This window comes from Mesorhizobium amorphae CCNWGS0123 (assembly GCF_001686985.1).
GTDB classification, from domain to species: Bacteria; Pseudomonadota; Alphaproteobacteria; order Rhizobiales; family Rhizobiaceae; genus Mesorhizobium; species Mesorhizobium amorphae.
Map to the genome: position 1 here is coordinate 1,266,961 of NZ_CP015318.1, position 16,961 is coordinate 1,283,921.

Below are 16,961 nucleotides of genomic sequence, written 5' to 3' on the forward strand. Positions count from 1 at the left end.
AACCCTCCAAAGCCGAGACTCGGTTTTGGGAAAAGATCGTGCTCAAACGAAAAGATGACCATGCATAAACTCGAACGTCTCCTGCGCCCAAAATCGATTGCCGTGTTCGGCGGGGCGCAGGCTGCCGCCGTGGTCGCCCAGTCGATCAAGATGGGCTTTGCCGGCGAGATCTGGCCGGTGCACCCGACCAAGGACGAAGTTTCCGGCCGCAAGGCCTATCGATCGGTCGCCGACCTGCCAGGTCCACCCGATGCCGCCTTTGTCGGCGTCAACCGGCATCTCTCCATCGAGGTGGTCAAGGCACTGGCCGAGCGTGGCGCCGGCGGCGCCGTCTGCTTTGCCGCCGGCTTCCTCGAGACGGAAGCCTATGACGAGGATGGCGAGCGTCTGCAGGCCGAGCTGGTCGCCGCCGCAGGCGAGATGCCGATCATTGGCCCGAACTGCTATGGCCTGATCAACTATGCCGACGGCGCGCTTTTGTGGCCCGACCAGCATGGCGGTATCAGGCTGGCCGAGGGCGGCAAGGGTGTGGCGATCATCACCCAGTCGTCCAACATCGCCATCAACATGACGATGCAGAAGCGCGGCCTGCCGATTGCCTTCCTGATGACCGCCGGCAACCAGGCACAGACCGGCCTGTCCGAAATGGCGCTTGGCCTGATCGAGGACGAGCGCGTCACCTCGCTTGGCCTGCACATCGAGGCCTTCGATTCGGTAGCCGGCTTCGAGCGGCTGGCGGCGCGGGCGCGGGAACTGAAAAAACCGATCATCGCCATGAAGGTCGGCCGCTCCGAACAGGCCAGGCAGGCGACGGTGTCGCACACCGCCTCGCTGGCCGGCTCGGACGCAGCATCCGGTGCTTTCCTGCGGAGGCTCGGCATTGCGCGCGTCGATTCCATCCCCGCCTTCATCGAAGCGCTGAAGCTCTTGCACATCACCGGACCGCTGCCCGGCTATCGTCTGTCGTCTATGAGCTGTTCGGGTGGCGAGGCCTCGGTCATGGCGGACAGCGCGGAAGGGCGCTGGGTCAATTTCCCGGAGCTCACCCACAAGCACCGCGCCCATGTCAAATCGACGCTCGGGCCGTTGGTCGCGGTCGCCAACCCGCTCGACTACCACACCTTCATCTGGAACAACGAGCCGGCGATGACCGCCACCTTCACCGCCATGGTGTCGGGCGGCTTCGACCTCAACATGCTGGTGCTCGACTTTCCGCGCCCGGATCGCTGCTCCGTCACCGACTGGTGGGCGACGCTGCGTGCCTTCGAATCGGCACTGAAGACCAACAAGGCGCATGGCGCGATCGTCTCGTCGCTGCCGGAGAACCTGCCGGAGGAGTATACAGCCGAGCTGATGACGCGCGGCATGGTGCCGTTGTTCGGCATCTCCGAAGCCATGGACGCCGCCGGAGCCGCAGCCTTCATTGGTTGGGCCTGGGCTGAACCGCAGGCGCAGCCCATCGACACCTCAGCTGCCGGCGCAGCCGGCGGCGACCATGTGACGCCAGACGAGGCCGAAGCGAAGGAGCGGCTGATCAAGGCCGGCTTGCCGGTGCCGAAGGGCGAACGCGCCGCCAATGCCGTTGACGCCGTGATTTCGTCGATGGCGCTCGGCTTCCCGGTGGCGCTGAAGGCGCTCGGCGTCACCCACAAATCCGAGGTCGGCGCTGTCATGCTCAACCTCAAGGACGCCGAATCCGTCAGCACGGCAGCCCACGATCTCTTGCCCCTTGGCACCGGCCTTTATGTCGAGCGCATGGTGCGCGACGGCGTCGCCGAACTGATCGTCGGCTTCACCCGCGACCCGATGTTCGGCGCCGTGATGACGCTGGGCACCGGTGGCGTGCTGGTTGAGCTGCTGCGTGACAGTGTCACCCTGATGCTGCCGGCAACCCGCGACGACATCGAGGCGGCCCTCCGTCGCCTGAAACTGTTCCCGTTGCTTGAGGGCTATCGTGGCAGGCCGAAAGCCGATGTCACGGCCGCCATCGAAGCCATCGCGGGCATCGCCGCCTTCGTGCAGCAGAATGCCGGCGAGATCGAGGAACTCGACATCAACCCGCTGATCGTCTGCGCCGAAGGCAAGGGCGCCTGGATCGCCGACGCTTTGCTGGTGCTGGGAGAAAAGAAGAATGGCTGAGGTCATCACCACCCGCCGTGAGGGCACGATCCTCGAAGTCACGCTCGACCGCCCCAAGGCCAATGCCATCGACCTCAAGACCTCGCGGCTGATGGGCGAGACGTTCAAGGCGTTCCGCGACGATCCCGAGTTGCGCGTGGCGATCGTGAAGACCGCCGGCGACAAGTTCTTCTGCGCCGGCTGGGATCTCAAGGCCGCTGCCGGCGGCGATGCTGTCGACGGCGATTATGGTGTCGGCGGCTTTGCCGGCCTGCAAGAACTGCGCGACCTCAACAAGCCGGTCATCGCCTGCGTCAACGGCATGGCGGTCGGCGGTGGCTTCGAGCTGGCGCTGTCCTGCGACCTCATCTACGCCTCGGATCATTCCTCCTTCGCCCTGCCAGAAATCCGCGCCGGCACGCTGGCCGATGCGGCGACGATCAAGCTGCCGAAGCGCATTCCCTATCATGTCGCCATGGATCTTCTGCTCACCGGTCGCTGGATGGACGTCGCCGAGGCGCATCGCTGGGGCCTGGTCAACGAAGTGCTGCCCAAGGAAAAGCTCGAGGACCGCGTCTGGGAGATTGCCCGGCTGCTCGCCAGCGGCCCGCCGCTGGTCTTTGCCGCGATCAAGGAAACGGCGCGCGTCGCCGAGGCGCTGACCTTCCAGGAGGCGATGAACAAGGTGACGCGCCGCCAGCTGCCGACCGTCGATGCCCTCTACGGTTCCGAGGACGGAATGGAAGGGTTTCGCGCTTTTGCCGAAAAACGCGACCCGGTGTGGAAGGGCAGGTAGGACGCAGTCAGTTCAGCAGCCATGACCGACTACACGAAACTCATCGACGCCGAGACCTGGGCCTTCATCGAGCGCACCAATTCCTACTATCCGCCCGATACGATCGACTACACGGTTCCCCAGCAGCGTGCAATCTATGACCGGATGTGCCGGGAGTTCTTTGCCGGCTATCCAAAAGGCGTGACTGCAGAAACCACCGTCATCGCGGCGCCCACTCACGACATCCCGATCCGCATCTACCGCAACGCGACGCCGAACCCGGCCGCTATGGTGCTCTATGTCCATGGCGGCGGCTTCATTCTTGGCGGACTGGACAGCCATGACGATGTCTGCGCCGAACTTTGTGCCTGCACCGGCTACGAGGTGGTCTCCGTCGACTATCGGCTGGCGCCGGAGCATCTTCACCCCGCCGCCTTCGATGACGTATTGGGCGCCTTCGAATGGGCCGCCAGGACCTACGACTGCCCGGTCCTGCTCTGCGGTGACAGCGCCGGCGGCAATCTCTGCGCCGCCCTTAGCCACGCGACGCGCGGCCGCGCTAAAAAACCGATCGGCCAGGTGCTGATCTATGCGGGCCTTTTCGGCGACCGTTCCAAGGGTCCAGGAGATCGCTTGCGCGACTCCTATGTGACGCATGCCGAGGCGCCGATGCTGACGGTGCGCGATATCGAATTCTACAAGCACATCCGCACCGGCGGCGTGGATCGGGCCGGCGACATCACCCTGTCGCCGCTCGCCGACACCGATTTCGCCAACCTGCCGCCGACCGTGCTGATCACCGCCGAATGCGACCCGCTATCCTCCGACGGCGAGGCCTATCGCGACCGCGTCGTCGCGGCAGGCGGTCGGGCCTGGTGGTTCGAGGAGCCGGGGCTGGTGCATGGCTATCTGAGGGCAAGGCACACGGTCGGCCGGGCTCGTGTGAGCTTCACCCGCATCGTCGAGGCAGTGTCCGTGCTGGCCAGGGGAGACTGGACCTGGTGAAACCCTTCGCCATTTGCGCCGATCCGCAATGATGGCGCCTTGCCGTCAGTCACTTCGATCCAACTGAGCGATCAACGCACGAGCCTTCGTCTCGGTCAATGAACCTTTCCGCCTCCGTCCGCGACTGATGTGAGGTGCCGCATGGTGCGGCCCGGAAAGGAAAAGCCCGCCATGACCAGAAGCCCAGAGGCTCCACGGTCTCCGGGAACAACAGGAGCTCAGCGCGACCATCGCCTTCGGGACGGGGTCGATGCGCTGGGCTTTTCGCTGATTCCGTTGACCCTGCGTAAGAGCCAGCGTATCGTGACCAGGAGGAAAGCAGACAATTCGATCAGGGACGAACGTGACGGAACGCCGCGCCTTGCCCTGATTCGCGCGGCAACTCCGGACGTTTCTCCCGTATCCTGTGGGGGGAATGTCATGTCTCGCGATCACGGCTCGTTCGTGCCCTCTCGCGCTGGCCGTTTGCGCCGCGCAAGGCAAACCGCCAGCGCTTTGCTGGCATTGGCGCTGACCGCCGGCCTGTGGCTGGGCAGCCCTGCCAAAGCGCAGGAAACCCAGATCATCTATCCCGGTTCGATGGCGGTGACCGGATTTTCCGGCACCATCATTCCCGGCTTCGAGGAAGGCCTGCCGCCCGGCGTCGATCCGGTCGACGAAACCTTCATCGACACGACGCGCGCAACCTTGCGCGTTTTCGACGTTTCAGGGCTGGGCGGACCGGCCCAGGGCCAGCTCGTCTACACGCCACCGCCCTTCGAGGTGACGGCTGAACAGATCGGCCAGGTGTTCGCCCTTGCCTATGACGACGGCGTACGCGAGGGCGTTCCCTCGGGCATTCCGAACCTCTATGCCGGTGCCACTTCGCTGCACGGCGTCCGCATCGTCACGCCTGACGAAGACGCCGACGGTCGTCCTGAGCGGCAGCGTCGCGGCACCGCGGGCGCCGCCTTCATGGACGGCCAGTTCGGCACCGAGAACGGCGGCGGTCCCGGCACGATCTGGAAGATCGACGGCATCACCGGCGCCGTGTCCAAATTCGCCGACATCGACACCAACAGCGGTCCCGGCATCGGCGATATCAGCTTCGACAGCATTCACCGCCAGTTCTTCGCCAGCGACCTCGACACCGGCCTCATCCATCGCATCGACGCCAACGGCGCGCTGATCGACAGCTTCGACCACGGCGTTGCCGGGCGCCCGGCGCACGGGCTCGCCCCTGTCGCCGACGACGGCGCAGTGATGGACATCCAGGGTGCCGCCTTCGACAGCGAAGACCCCGACAGCTGGGGCTACACCCAGGACGAACGCCGCGTCTGGTCCGTCGCCTATCATGGCGGCCGGGTCTACTACTCGGTCGGCGAAAAGGCCGAGATCTGGTCGGTGGGCATTGCCCGCGACGGCAGCTTTGCCGGCGATCCGCGCTGGGAGCTGACGGTCAGGGCCGACAAGGATTACGCCGTCACCGACATCGCCTTCGACAACCAGGGCTTCATGTACCTGGCGCAGCGCGGCCCGGTGGAAAACCGCTACGATTACAGCCAGTTCGCCGATTCCGGCAAAGGCGAGGTCATCCGCTACTGGCGCGAGAATCCGGACGATCCGGCGACGGAATCGGTCTGGGTGGAAGCGCCGCAGGAATATGCGGTCGGCTTCCCGCAAGGCAACCGGCAGTCGGCCGGCGGTCTGGACCTGCAGTATGGCTATGACGCGGACGGCAATCTCGACACCCGCTCCTGCGCCGACACGCTGGTCAACACCGGCGACAAGCTGCGTGACAATCCGGCATTGGCCGAACAGCTCGCCGCCGGCGGGCCGCCTGCCGTGCACGGCGTGCAGATCACTTCGACGCCGCTGGTCAAGCCGGCCAACGTGCCACCTTTCGGCTCGTGGTTCGTCGACTTCGACGGCTATTTCGAAGACCCCGAGGTGGAAGGCCATGTCGGCGACGTCGAGGTCTGGCGCCCCTGCGAGGGTCGTGCCGGCTACTATGAGGAGATACCGGGCGGCTATCTGCCACCGTTCTATCCGCCGGACTTCCCACCGCCCGGTGATCTGCCTCCCTGTCTCGATGTGGAAGACGTCCAGTATTTCTGCACGCCCTCCGGCCTCGAGGCCGATCTGTATCTCCATGACCATGCCGGCTTTGGCGGCGATTCGATCAAGGCTTCGTCCAGGACGCCAGGCGTCGGGGTGACTTCACCCATGTCGCATGCGCCCGGCGCGCCCTACACGATTAACATCACCGGCCATTATCCGGGCGACACCGTCAATGTCGGGCTCTGCTTCTACAGGCAGTCCGACCGCGACAAGGGCGGCTACTTCCCTTGCTGCAAGATGACCGTGCCGCTCAGAACGCCGGCCGTCAGCTGCGAACCGTGAGGAGGGAAAGATGATGAATCTCGCACTCTCCCCGCTCGCGACAAGCAAGCAATCAACCGTCATGGAGACGATCATGAAACCCCTGTCACTCGCCAGGCGCGGCGCGCGCTGGCTGATGGCGGCCGGTATCGCGGTCGCCATGCTGACGCCGGTACAAGGCTTCGCCCAGGACGCTGTCCTGATCAGCCCGGAGCTGAGGCTCGACCTCGACAATTCGCGCGTCGTCAATCCGAGGCCTGACCGGATCGTGCCTTTCTTCACCAAAAAGGGCACTCAAAGAGGCTGCGACTACGTCGTCTATTCTCTGAGCTTCGGCTTGCGCGGTGATCCGCAGGGATTTGCCGATCAAAGCTTCGTGGCCAGACTGAAAAAGATCAGGGTCGACTTCAAGGACCAGCTTCCGCACGGCCTTGAGATCGTCAACGTGAACGTGTCCGGCGACGGCACGGATTCGTCCGGCGGTCCGCTGCCGGGTGCCACGATCAGCACGTCGGCGGATCCGAACGACACGGCGACGGTTTCCGATTTCCGGATTTCCGCCACCGATCTCGACGGTGCCGGCGCTCCGAACGAGCGCGTTATCAACTTCCGCATCACAGCCAAGATCGATCACGCGGCGTTTCCCGCGCCGACGATCGTCGACAACCAGGGTGTGATCACGGTGACCGCCGGACCAGGCACCGCGAAGATCATCCCGTCGCAGGATCCGAGCAGGCCGGATGATGGCGATTTCCTGACCGGCGAAAAGACCTCGATCAGGATCGATCTGACCAAGTGCGACCGGCCGCCGCCACCTCCCGGCAAGGAGTGCTTCAAGGTGGAGCGCGGCAAGGTCGATTGCGTGCCCGGTGGTGGCGCCTTCATCTACCACATGCCGGTTGGCCCGGAGATGGGTGGCAAGTGGGTGCAGCTCTCGACGACGACGCCCGGCATCACCATCATCCCCGACACGCAACTGGTGCCGGCGGGCGGCGGTGTGCTCAACTGGAAGATCGTCGGGGCATCGCCCGGCGACGTCATCCACCTCATCGTCACCGGTATCGAGACCTATGCCGGTCCGGAAGAGGGTTGGGGCCTGTGTTGCTCGCAGACCATCGAAATCGTCATCCCGCGTGATCTCAGGTGCCCGCCCGACAAGGAGCCGGATCTCAAGGTCGAGAAGCGCGCCGACGTGTCGCGTTGCACGATGGCCGGCGGCTGCGACTTCACCATCCGGGTCACCAATGTCGGTGGCGCGCCCTATCACGGCAAGATCGTGCTCGACGAGGTGACGCTGCCGGCCGGTTCCACGCTCGATTCAGGGCCGAATCCGCCCTGGGTCTGCGTGCCCGGAGCAACGCCGATGACGTGCACCCATCCGGTGACCACGCTCAACCCGGGGGCTTCCGTCGACCTCAAACTCGGTTTCAAGCCGGCCGGGGGCTGGCAAGGCGGTGCCTTGCGCAACTGCGCCACCTACAATTATGGCGCCAGCGGCAAGCCGTTGTTCGGCAGCCAGCAGAACGATCGCGGCTGCGCCTCGATCCCGATCTGCCGGCGTGGCGATCGTGATCCGGAATGCCGGCCGCCGGTCGAAAAGAAGGTCGACCTGATCCTGAAGAAGCGTGCCCGCATCCCGGTCTGCACGCCCGACGGCATCTGTTACTTCGTGATCGACATCATCAACAACGGCAGCGTCCCCTATAACGGGCCGCTGACGGTCATCGACAACTATCCAGGCGGCGCGCCGGCATCCTCGACCTTCGGTCCGAGCCCGCCCTGGACATGTGGACCGAATGGCCCCGGCCAGTTCCGCTGCGACAATGCCGGCATCGTGTTGATGCCGGGCGCCTCGACGCCGATCGTCGTCAAAGCGGTGATGCCGGCCGGCTATCAGTCGGACACCGTCGAGAACTGCGCGGCGCTGAAGCCCATCCCCGGTGAGGTCGACCTCACCAACAACAAGGCCTGCGCCAAGGAACGCTTCCGCCATCCCAATGGCGGCAAGCCGGCCCTGCGCATCACCAAAGTGTGCAACGGCTCGCTCGCCGGTGCCGCGGTCATCTCTTGTCGCATCACCGTCATCAGCCTCGGCACCGCTGCCCCCACCGGTCCGGTGCGGGTCAACGATGCGGCAACGTTGGTGGCTGGCGGCGCGCCGGTCCAGATCCAGGCCGTCACTCCCGACGGCGCGGAATGGGCTTGCGGACCGGTCCCCGCCAATGCGCTGTCGTGCCAGATTCCCGGCGCCGTGATGACGCCCGGAACCTCAAGGCATTTCGACGTGACGGTCTCGGCCAATGGCGAGTTCGAGAACTGCGCGCGCGGCTCCTACGGGCCGGCGCCGGGAGACGACATCGTCTACCCGATTGGCCAGGCTTGCGCCAAGGGCGGCGGGGTCTCGACCATCCGCGTCGAGAAGACCGGCGACAGCGAGTGTCAGCCCGGCCGGCCCTGCACGTTCGAGATCACCCTCACGAACGACGGGACGACCCCCTTCTCAGGTCCGGTCCGCATCGGTGATGCGATCGGCGTGGAAGGCCTCGGCAGGCTGGAAGGCGTTGCGATCACCTCGATCGAACCGCCCTTCGGCTGCTCGCCGGAACCGGCAACCTTGCCCCTGTCCTGCATCGCCAACCTGACGCTCGGCGCCGGGGAAAGCCACGTGCACACTGTCACCGTGGTCATTCCCGACGACGGCCGTCTGGCCAACCTGCAGGGCACGGTGAACGGCCAGAACTGTGTTGGCGTCCTGTCTCCCGACACAAGGGTGCAAGGCGGCGGCGACGTGCTTACCGGCAATCAGGCCAACATCCAGGGTGATCGCGGCAAGGCCTATGCTTGCCATCCCTTCACCATCAAGAATGAGGTGGAGAAGGAATGCTCGCAAGGCTTCGTCATGAACGATGCCGGCAGGTGCGTCTGCCCGCCCGGCACCACCTTCCGAAACGGCCAGTGCTCGCCGGGCGGCGGCGGCATCACCGATCCGAAGCCGAAGCCCTGCGTCCTGCTGAAGGGCCAGATCCGCACTGAGGACGGACGCTGCATCTGCCCACGCGGAACCGAGCTTGAGAATGGTGCCTGCGTGAAGGTCACGCAGGGCTGCACCATCCCCGGTTCGGTCCCGACAGCGGACGGCAGCAGCTGCCGCTGCCCCGCTGGCACGCATCTCGACAGGAATGCGAATGCCTGCGTGCGCGACAAGCAGAAGCCCGAGCAGTGCACCATTCGCGGCCAGGTCCATGACGCAGACGGCGATTGCGTCTGCCCGAGGGGGACCGAGGTGCGCAATGGCGCCTGCCGGCCGATCCGGCCGAAACCGGAGCAGTGCACCATTCGCGGCCAGGTCCACAACGCCAACGGCGATTGTGTCTGCCCGAAAGGAACTGAGGTGCGCAATGGTGCCTGTCGTCCGGTCCGGCCAAAGCCGGAGCAGTGCACGATCCGCGGCCAGGTCCACGACTCCAACGGCAATTGCGTCTGCCCGAAGGGTACGGAGATCCGCAATGGCGCCTGCCGGCAGAAGAAGCCTCAGCTGGAGCAGTGCACCATCCGCGGCCAGGTCCATAACAAGCGCGGCGAATGTGTCTGTCCGCGCGGCACCGAGGTCCGTGACGGCGCCTGCCGCAGGGTTCGGCAGGAATGCGCGCCGGGCTCGCAGCTGATCAACGGCCAATGCCAGCCGATCATCATCAGGCGCTGCCCGTCCGGGACGACTGGAAGATATCCGAACTGCGTGCCGATCCGCAGGCAGCCGGAGATCAACCCGAACCTGCTGCTCAATCCGAACATCCTCCAGCAGGTCCTGCCAAGGCGCGCGCCACAGGTGGACCAGCAGGATCCGGCCACCCTGAACTCCAAGCCGTAGTCCTGGTACCAAAAGACCAAACCCCGCCGGAGCAATCCGGCGGGTTTTTCGTGGCTTGATCGATTGCGTGAACCTTGATGCGGCAAGCGGCGACCAACGCCTGAAGGAACACTTCAGGAGAGAGATATGTCTTCAGTCAGCTACGCCTTTCGCAATACGGTTGCGACCGTTGCCTTGCTCGCAGCCGGACTAGCCACCACCGCGGCCTTCGCCGAACAGGCCAACATCAAGTCGATGTCCTTCGACACGCAGAGCGTCAACACCACGCTCCATGTCGTTTCGAGCGACAAGCAGAAATGGGACACGCTGAAGAGCGGCACCGTCCAGTTCTGGGGCCACATGAAGATCAATACACGCTGGCCCGGTTACGTTCAGGATGTCGGCGTCGCACTCGGTGTCTGCGGACCCGGCCAATGCGGCCCGTTTCCGCCGATCTGGAGCGACGCGCCGGTCAGCCGCGACTACGACCACCAGGAAAACTTCGCCTTTGACCCGTCCGAAATACCGCTGTCGTCCGATACCGGCATTGCTGTCGTGCCCTATGGCGACCAGATCATCGCCAAGTGCAACCAGCACCTGCAAGCCGACGGGCCGACGAAATCCTATACGTTCAACCACACGTTTCACGCCAGCTTCACGGCGCTTACCGACAAGGCGCTCGACATGGACAATGCCGTCGCCGAAACCCAACCGGGCAGCTGGCCTTATCCACTCTTCAACTCGCATTACGCCGAGCACGGCACGTTCCAGGTCCAAATCGTCTGCGATCCGGTGATCAAGCCCGCGGTTCAGGACGTCGCTGCCGATTTCGGCAGGTTCGAGGTCGACAACGTCAAGCTGTTCTTGACCACCTACCAGTCCAATCAACCGGGCTCGACGCCCGGCACGGTCTGCCCCTCGCTGAAGGTTACCAGCCGGGCGCAGGCCAACCAGGCCGGGCCGGTCTCGATGCGCATCTGGCGACAGAAGGACGGCGGCCCGATCACTTCCGAGTTCAAGCAGGCGTGGGCGTCATATGACGCGGCCAAGAACGGCTATTTCGCGACCTACCAGAAATGGGAGAATGTCGGCGCAACTGCCTACTTCCAGTACAAGACCGAAATCGTCGGCAATGGTCCGTTCGAACCCTTCGACGGCTGGAAGGACATCACGGTGCATTGTACCGGCGCCGGCGGCGGCGGCTTCACCGATGCACCGCAGGCCGATCCCGACAACCCGCCGGCAAAGGCCGATTGGCAAGGCGACGTGACCGTTTCCGATAGTGCCGGAGGAAAGAAGCTGTGCCCACGCAAGGGCCAGGTCGCATTCGAAGTGAGCCGCGACGAGCCCGGCGCGTTCCACTACCGGATCAGCTGCTCGAACGGCGCCTTCTTCACCGGAACCAGGGTCGCCTTCAACGACGGCGGTGCGTTCAAGGCGAGCGCTTTCCACGATCTCAGCATCGTCAGAACCCGCGCGATCCAGTGCACGCTGCAGGAGATCAAGCAGAATGGCACCATCGCCACCGTCGATACGGACAAGGAGGATTTCACCTGCATAAAGCGCACCTTCGAACCGGAAGCCGACGATCTCGTCTCCAGCACGCGTCCGGACTTCGGCAAGCCCAGGCAGCCTCCGGTGGTGGTCGATCCAGGCCGCAAATGCCTGCCCGGCCAGAGGCAGGTGGGTAGCAAATGCATCGACAGGCCGCTCGTTGCCGCGTGCAAAAGCACCGAGAAGCTCGTCAACGGCAGGTGCATCGGCGTCAGCATCCACTGCCTGCCGGGCTATCGTCAGGTCGGCTTGAAATGCGTGAAGAACCCGGTGATCGCCGACAAATGCAGGCGCGACGAACTGCGCATCAACGGCAAATGCGTGCGCAAGCCTCCCGTCATCATCGACTGCAAGCGCGGCTACCATCTGGTCGGCAAGGCGTGCGTGAAAGATGCGATCATCACCACTGGCTGCCGGGCAACCGAAAAGCTTGTGCGTGGACATTGCGTGCCCAAGCCGGGCGTGACGGACTTGCAGAAGTTGAAGCAAGGCAGGGCCAAGTTTCTTCTGCCGGGGCAGGCCAAGCTGCGGCGGCAGGCGAACTGAAATCCTGACGCACAGGAAGGAGAGAGGCGGCTGAGGCTGCCTCTCTCCTTGTGTGGAGAACGCACCGGCGCCGGATTTCTGTCGACAAGCAGCGTCGGGACCATTAGAGCGACGTGCGTCCATTTGGACGCACAAAGTACGCTCTAACACTTTTGAATCTACGCATCGTGCTTTCCGAAAATCGGTTCCGATTTTCGGGCCGATGCGTTAGGGCGGAAGCGGGTTCCAAGAACGGGAAGCGGACATGGCTCAAAAGACCCTGATCGCGCCATCGGTGCTGGCGTCGGATTTCTCGAAGCTCGGCGACGAGGTCGAGGCCGTCGCGGCGGCTGGCGCCGACTGGATCCATCTCGACGTGATGGACGGCCATTTCGTGCCGAACATCACCTTCGGCCCGCCGGTGGTCAAGGCGATCCGCAACCGCACCAAGGCCTTTTTCGACTGCCATCTGATGATCGCTCCGGCCGACCCCTATCTGGCCGCCTTCGCCGAGGCCGGCTGCGACGGCATAACGGTGCATGCCGAGGCCGGCCCACATCTCGATCGCTCGCTGCAGACCATCAGGAACCTCGGCAAGAAGGCCGGCGTGTCGCTCAATCCGGCGACGCCGGAAAGCGCAATCGAATATGTGCTCGACCGGCTCGACCTGATCCTGATCATGACCGTCAATCCGGGTTTTGGCGGCCAGGCCTTCATTCCGGCCGTTGTCGACAAGGTGAAGCGGGTCAAGGCGATGATCGGCAAGCGGCCGATCCGGATCGAGATCGACGGCGGCGTCTCGCCGGAGACGGCGCCCCTGGTCACCGCTGCCGGCGCCGACGTTCTGGTCGCGGGCGCGGCAATCTTCAAGGGCGGCAGCGTCGAAGCCTATCGGGCAAACATCGAGGCGATCAGGACGGCAGCGGACCGCGCCGCCATCTGAAATCGATTGCAGCAAGATTCGACAGCTTCAGCCGACCCTGACGATGAAACCCGAAATGCTAGGCTAGGCACGGGCTTGGTCGCCAAACTTCCGATTGTAACGGCAAAGGAAACGCGCCAAACGCCTCTTGTTCGGCGCGCGCGGGTTTCTTCGGGACAAAGAGATTTTCCTGACAATAGTTACATTGGCGGATGGGGTACTACCATCTCTCCTCTTTAAGTCGAATACCGCCATCTTCTGCTTGAGCGTCGAAAGCAGGGCGCGGTATAGTACGCGTACGGGATCAATGCTGCTTTGACACAAGAATCCACAACGGGCCCAAGCAGGCAACAGGAGCTATATTGACATACGGAACCGCCGATCTGGGCGATGAAGGGGCCGGACCCAAAAGCACCCTCGCCAGCACGGTCTATCATCAGCTACGCGACGATCTTCTGCGCGGCGTGCTCGAAACCGAAAGCAAGCTTCGGGTCGAGTGGGTGGTTTCGCGGTATGGCGCCGGGGCTTCGCCCGTGCGCGAAGCTCTCAACCGTCTCGCCTCGGAAGGTCTGCTTGGCCGCCACGACCAGCGCGGCTTCTTCCTCATGCCTGTCAGCGCCGAGGAACTGGAGGAGTTGACCCGCACGCGCTGCTGGCTGGAAGAGCGGGCGCTGCGCGAATCGATCGCCCACCGTACGGCGGAATGGGAAGAGCAGCTCGTGCTGGCGCTGCATCGCCTGGCGCGCGCCCCGCGCCGCCTGCCGGACGAGCCCTCGTCGAACAATCCAGACTGGGAAAGGCTGCATCGCTCCTTCCATCGAGCGCTGATTGCAGCCTGCCGGTCGCACTGGCTGGTCGGGTTCTGCGACCAGCTTTCCGATCAGGCCTCCCGCTACCGGCTGATGTCGCAGGTCAGCCCGGCAATCGAACGCGACGATCTCGGCGAGCATCGCCTGATCGCCGAGCGCACGCTGGATGGCGACGCCGACGGCGCGGTCGAAGCCTTGCTCAGCCACTACCGCCTGACGGCGGCCATGTGCATGGAGCGCTTCGCCCAGGACGAACAGGTCAGGGCGGGCGCCGGCAAGGCATCGCGCGGCCGTAAATAGCTTCTCGTCCCGCGCCAAAAATCTGATACTTGCGCTGCTGCAGACGCCATATCAGGGAAAACCATGAGCAATCACCTGTTCGACGCTTTCCGCGCCCGCATGCCCGCGCCCGGGCGGCGGCTGATGGCGACGGATGACGGGCGCTCCATCACCTATGGCGATATGCTGGCCCAGTCGGCGCAGCTGGCGCATGCGCTGGTCCAATTCGGCGTCAGGCCGGGCGACCGCGTCGCCGTCCAGGTTGAGAAGAGCCCGGAGGCCATTTTTCTCTACCTTGCCTGCCTGCGCGCCGGTGCCGCTTTCCTGCCGCTCAACACCGCCTATACGCTGGCGGAACTCGGCTACTTCTTCGGCGATGCCGAACCGCGGCTGGTCGTCTGCGATCCCGCGAAGGCAGCCGATATCGGACCGCTGGCTGAGAGATCGGGCGCTGCCGTAGCCACGCTTGGCAGCAAGGGCGAAGGTTCACTGACCGAGAGTGCTTCACACCAGCCAAAGGAATTCCACGATGTTGCGCGCGAGCCCGACGATCTGGCGGCTATTCTCTACACGTCAGGCACGACCGGCCGCTCGAAGGGCGCCATGCTCAGCCACGATAACCTTGCTTCGAACGCGCTTGTGCTGGTCGAGCATTGGCGTTTCAGCACCGACGACGTGCTGATCCATGCGCTGCCGATCTTCCACACGCACGGCGTGTTCGTCGCCACCAACGTCATCCTGATGGCCGGCGCCTCGATGCTGTTCGAGCAGAAATTCGACGCAGGCCGCATCGTCGCGCTGCTGCCCGGCGCCACGGCGCTGATGGGCGTGCCGACCTTCTACGTCAGGCTTTTGCAGCAGGCGGGCCTGAACGGCCAGGCAGCGAAAAACATCCGCCTGTTCATATCCGGCTCGGCGCCGCTTCTGGCCGAGACGCATGCGGCGTGGCGCGAGCGCACCGGCCACGCCATCCTCGAGCGCTACGGCATGACCGAGACCAACATGAACACGTCGAACCCCTATGATGGCGAGCGCCGCGCCGGCACGGTCGGCTTTCCCTTGCCGGGCGTTTCCCTGCGTATCGCCGACCCTGACAGTGGCCGCCCGCTTGCCCAGGGCGAGGTTGGCATGATCGAGGTCAAGGGTCCGAATGTCTTTGCCGGCTACTGGCGCATGCCGGAGAAGACCAAAGCCGAATTCCGCGACGACGGCTTCTTCATCACCGGCGATCTCGGCCTGATCGACGCCGACGGTTACGTGCATATCGTCGGGCGTGGCAAGGACCTGATCATTTCCGGCGGCTACAACATCTATCCGAAGGAGATCGAGAGCGAGATCGACGCCCTTGCCGCGGTCAGCGAAAGCGCCGTGATCGGCATTGCCCATCCGGATTTCGGCGAGGGCGTCACGGCGGTCGTGGTTCGCAAACCGGGCTCCACCGTCGGCGCGGCCGATATCATTGGAGCTATTGCCGGGCGGCTCGCCAAATACAAACACCCCAAGCAGGTGATCTTCGTCGACGAATTGCCGCGCAACACCATGGGCAAGGTGCAGAAGAATCTTTTGCGCGAAACCTACAAGGATCTTTTCGCGACGAATGCCGGCTCATGAGCTGAGCTTGCTCCGGACATCGCAGCCTGCGCGAGATCAGTTCGGATACAACAGCCCGAAAACATGCTCGGCAATGGCGAGGCTCGCGGTCAGGCCGGGGCTCTCGATGCCGAACAAATTGACGATCCTGCCGGCGCCATGGTCAGCCGGGCCCTGGATCAGGAAATCGGCCGCCGGCTGGCCCGGGCCGGACAGTTTCGGCCTGACGCCGGCATAGGCCGGCAGCAGGGCGTCATCCGCAAGGCCCGGCCAGTAACGTCTGATTTCACCGTAGAATGAATCGGCTCGGCTCGGATCGACCGTATAGTCGACATGGTCGATCCATTCGACATCGGGCCCAAAGCGCGCGCTGCCGCCGAGATCGAGCGTCAGATGGACGCCAAGCCCGCCATCGACCGGAACCGGATAGATCAGCCGCGAGAAGGGCGACCGGCCCGAAAGCGCAAAATAGTTGCCGCGCGCCAGCCAGCGACGAGGGATGAGGTCTTGCGGGAAACCCTCGATCCGTCCGGCCAAGGCTTGCGCGTCCAGACCTGCCGCGTTGACGAAGGCGCCGGCCTTCAATTCGAACGGTTCACCGCTGGCGTCGAGTGTGCGTATTTGCACCCCATCGACGCCAGTGACCGCCGCGGCAACCGTGGTCAGGAAAGCGAAGGATGCGCCGGCGGCTTCAGCGTCGCCGCGCAGGGACAGCATCAGCGCGTGGCTGTCGACGATGCCGGTCGAGGGCGACAGCAACGCGCCGGCGCAGGTCAGATGAGGCTCGAGGCTTTCCGCCTCCTGGGGCGTCAGCAATTCGAGATCGGCAGCCCCGCTGCGTTGCGCATTGGCCCGGATCGTCTGCAGCCTGTCGAACTGCGCCGCTTCGACGGCAACGATCAGCTTGCCGGTGCGGGAATGGCCGATGCTGCGCTCGCGGCAATAGGCATAGAGCCTTTCGCGTCCTTCGACGCAGAGCCGGGCCTTCAGGCTTCCCGGCGCATAGTAGATGCCGGCATGGATGACTTCGGAATTGCGCGAACTGGTCCCGGTGCCGATGTCTGCCGCCTTCTCGACCACCAGCACCTCGCGGCCGGACAAGGCGAGCGCGCGGGCGACGCTGAGGCCGACGACACCCGCCCCGGCAACAACGCAATCGAAATCATGCATGAGCTC

The 16,961-nt window shown here is 64.4% G+C and carries 10 protein-coding genes; 9 read left to right on the forward strand and 1 reads right to left on the reverse strand.

Annotated elements, in window-relative coordinates; genetic code table 11:
- Window positions 1-60 precede the first annotated feature (60 nt).
- The 9 genes from A6B35_RS06120 to A6B35_RS06160 all read left to right on the forward strand — a co-directional run bounded on the left by A6B35_RS06120 (window position 61) and on the right by A6B35_RS06160 (window position 15,806).
- Window positions 61-2,139, forward strand: a complete 2,079-nt coding sequence (locus A6B35_RS06120) for an acetate--CoA ligase family protein (RefSeq protein WP_040582809.1) — start codon at window positions 61-63, stop codon at window positions 2,137-2,139.
- A complete protein-coding gene (locus A6B35_RS06125) occupies window positions 2,132-2,914 on the forward strand; it encodes a carnitinyl-CoA dehydratase (RefSeq protein ID WP_006202313.1) in 783 nt (260 codons plus the stop codon). Before A6B35_RS06120 ends, A6B35_RS06125 begins: the two co-directional genes overlap by 8 nt.
- 21 nt (window positions 2,915-2,935) lie before the next feature.
- Window positions 2,936-3,898: an alpha/beta hydrolase gene (locus tag A6B35_RS06130; protein WP_006202312.1), complete on the forward strand. Its 963-nt coding sequence runs from the start codon at window positions 2,936-2,938 to the stop codon at window positions 3,896-3,898.
- Window positions 3,899-4,039: 141 nt separating this feature from the next.
- The gene (locus A6B35_RS06135; protein ID WP_040582797.1) at window positions 4,040-6,280 is read left to right on the forward strand and encodes a hypothetical protein; all 2,241 of its coding nucleotides are present in this window, start codon (window positions 4,040-4,042) and stop codon (window positions 6,278-6,280) included.
- Between the two features lie 10 nt (window positions 6,281-6,290).
- A complete protein-coding gene (locus A6B35_RS06140) occupies window positions 6,291-10,127 on the forward strand; it encodes a DUF7929 domain-containing protein (RefSeq protein ID WP_040582796.1) in 3,837 nt (1,278 codons plus the stop codon).
- Window positions 10,128-10,253: 126 nt separating this feature from the next.
- Window positions 10,254-12,206: a hypothetical protein gene (locus A6B35_RS06145; protein ID WP_006202309.1), complete on the forward strand. Its 1,953-nt coding sequence runs from the start codon at window positions 10,254-10,256 to the stop codon at window positions 12,204-12,206.
- A 244-nt stretch (window positions 12,207-12,450) separates the two neighbouring features.
- The gene (gene rpe / locus A6B35_RS06150) at window positions 12,451-13,128 is read left to right on the forward strand and encodes a ribulose-phosphate 3-epimerase (protein ID WP_006202308.1); all 678 of its coding nucleotides are present in this window, start codon (window positions 12,451-12,453) and stop codon (window positions 13,126-13,128) included.
- Window positions 13,129-13,469: 341 nt separating this feature from the next.
- A complete protein-coding gene (locus tag A6B35_RS06155; protein ID WP_006202307.1) occupies window positions 13,470-14,216 on the forward strand; it encodes a GntR family transcriptional regulator in 747 nt (248 codons plus the stop codon).
- A 63-nt stretch (window positions 14,217-14,279) separates the two neighbouring features.
- Window positions 14,280-15,806 carry a malonate--CoA ligase gene (locus tag A6B35_RS06160; RefSeq protein WP_006202306.1) on the forward strand — a complete coding sequence of 509 codons (1,527 nt, stop codon included), beginning with the start codon at window positions 14,280-14,282 and terminating at the stop codon, window positions 15,804-15,806.
- A 36-nt stretch (window positions 15,807-15,842) separates the two neighbouring features.
- On the opposite strand, the gene A6B35_RS06165 is transcribed toward A6B35_RS06160, so the two are convergent.
- Window positions 15,843-16,955, reverse strand: a complete 1,113-nt coding sequence (locus A6B35_RS06165) for an NAD(P)/FAD-dependent oxidoreductase (protein WP_006202305.1) — start codon at window positions 16,953-16,955, stop codon at window positions 15,843-15,845.
- Window positions 16,956-16,961 lie beyond the last annotated feature (6 nt).

Coding starts and splice junctions, on each gene's coding strand:
- A6B35_RS06120 (WP_040582809.1), top strand. CDS start 61: ATGCATAAACTCGAACGTCTCCTGCGCCCAAAATCGATTGCCGTGTTC.
- A6B35_RS06135 (WP_040582797.1), top strand. CDS start 4,040: ATGGTGCGGCCCGGAAAGGAAAAGCCCGCCATGACCAGAAGCCCAGAG.
- A6B35_RS06165 (WP_006202305.1), bottom strand. CDS start 16,955: ATGCATGATTTCGATTGCGTTGTTGCCGGGGCGGGTGTCGTCGGCCTC.
- A6B35_RS06125 (WP_006202313.1), top strand. CDS start 2,132: ATGGCTGAGGTCATCACCACCCGCCGTGAGGGCACGATCCTCGAAGTC.
- rpe (WP_006202308.1), top strand. CDS start 12,451: ATGGCTCAAAAGACCCTGATCGCGCCATCGGTGCTGGCGTCGGATTTC.
- A6B35_RS06145 (WP_006202309.1), top strand. CDS start 10,254: ATGTCTTCAGTCAGCTACGCCTTTCGCAATACGGTTGCGACCGTTGCC.
- A6B35_RS06130 (WP_006202312.1), top strand. CDS start 2,936: ATGACCGACTACACGAAACTCATCGACGCCGAGACCTGGGCCTTCATC.
- A6B35_RS06160 (WP_006202306.1), top strand. CDS start 14,280: ATGAGCAATCACCTGTTCGACGCTTTCCGCGCCCGCATGCCCGCGCCC.
- A6B35_RS06140 (WP_040582796.1), top strand. CDS start 6,291: ATGATGAATCTCGCACTCTCCCCGCTCGCGACAAGCAAGCAATCAACC.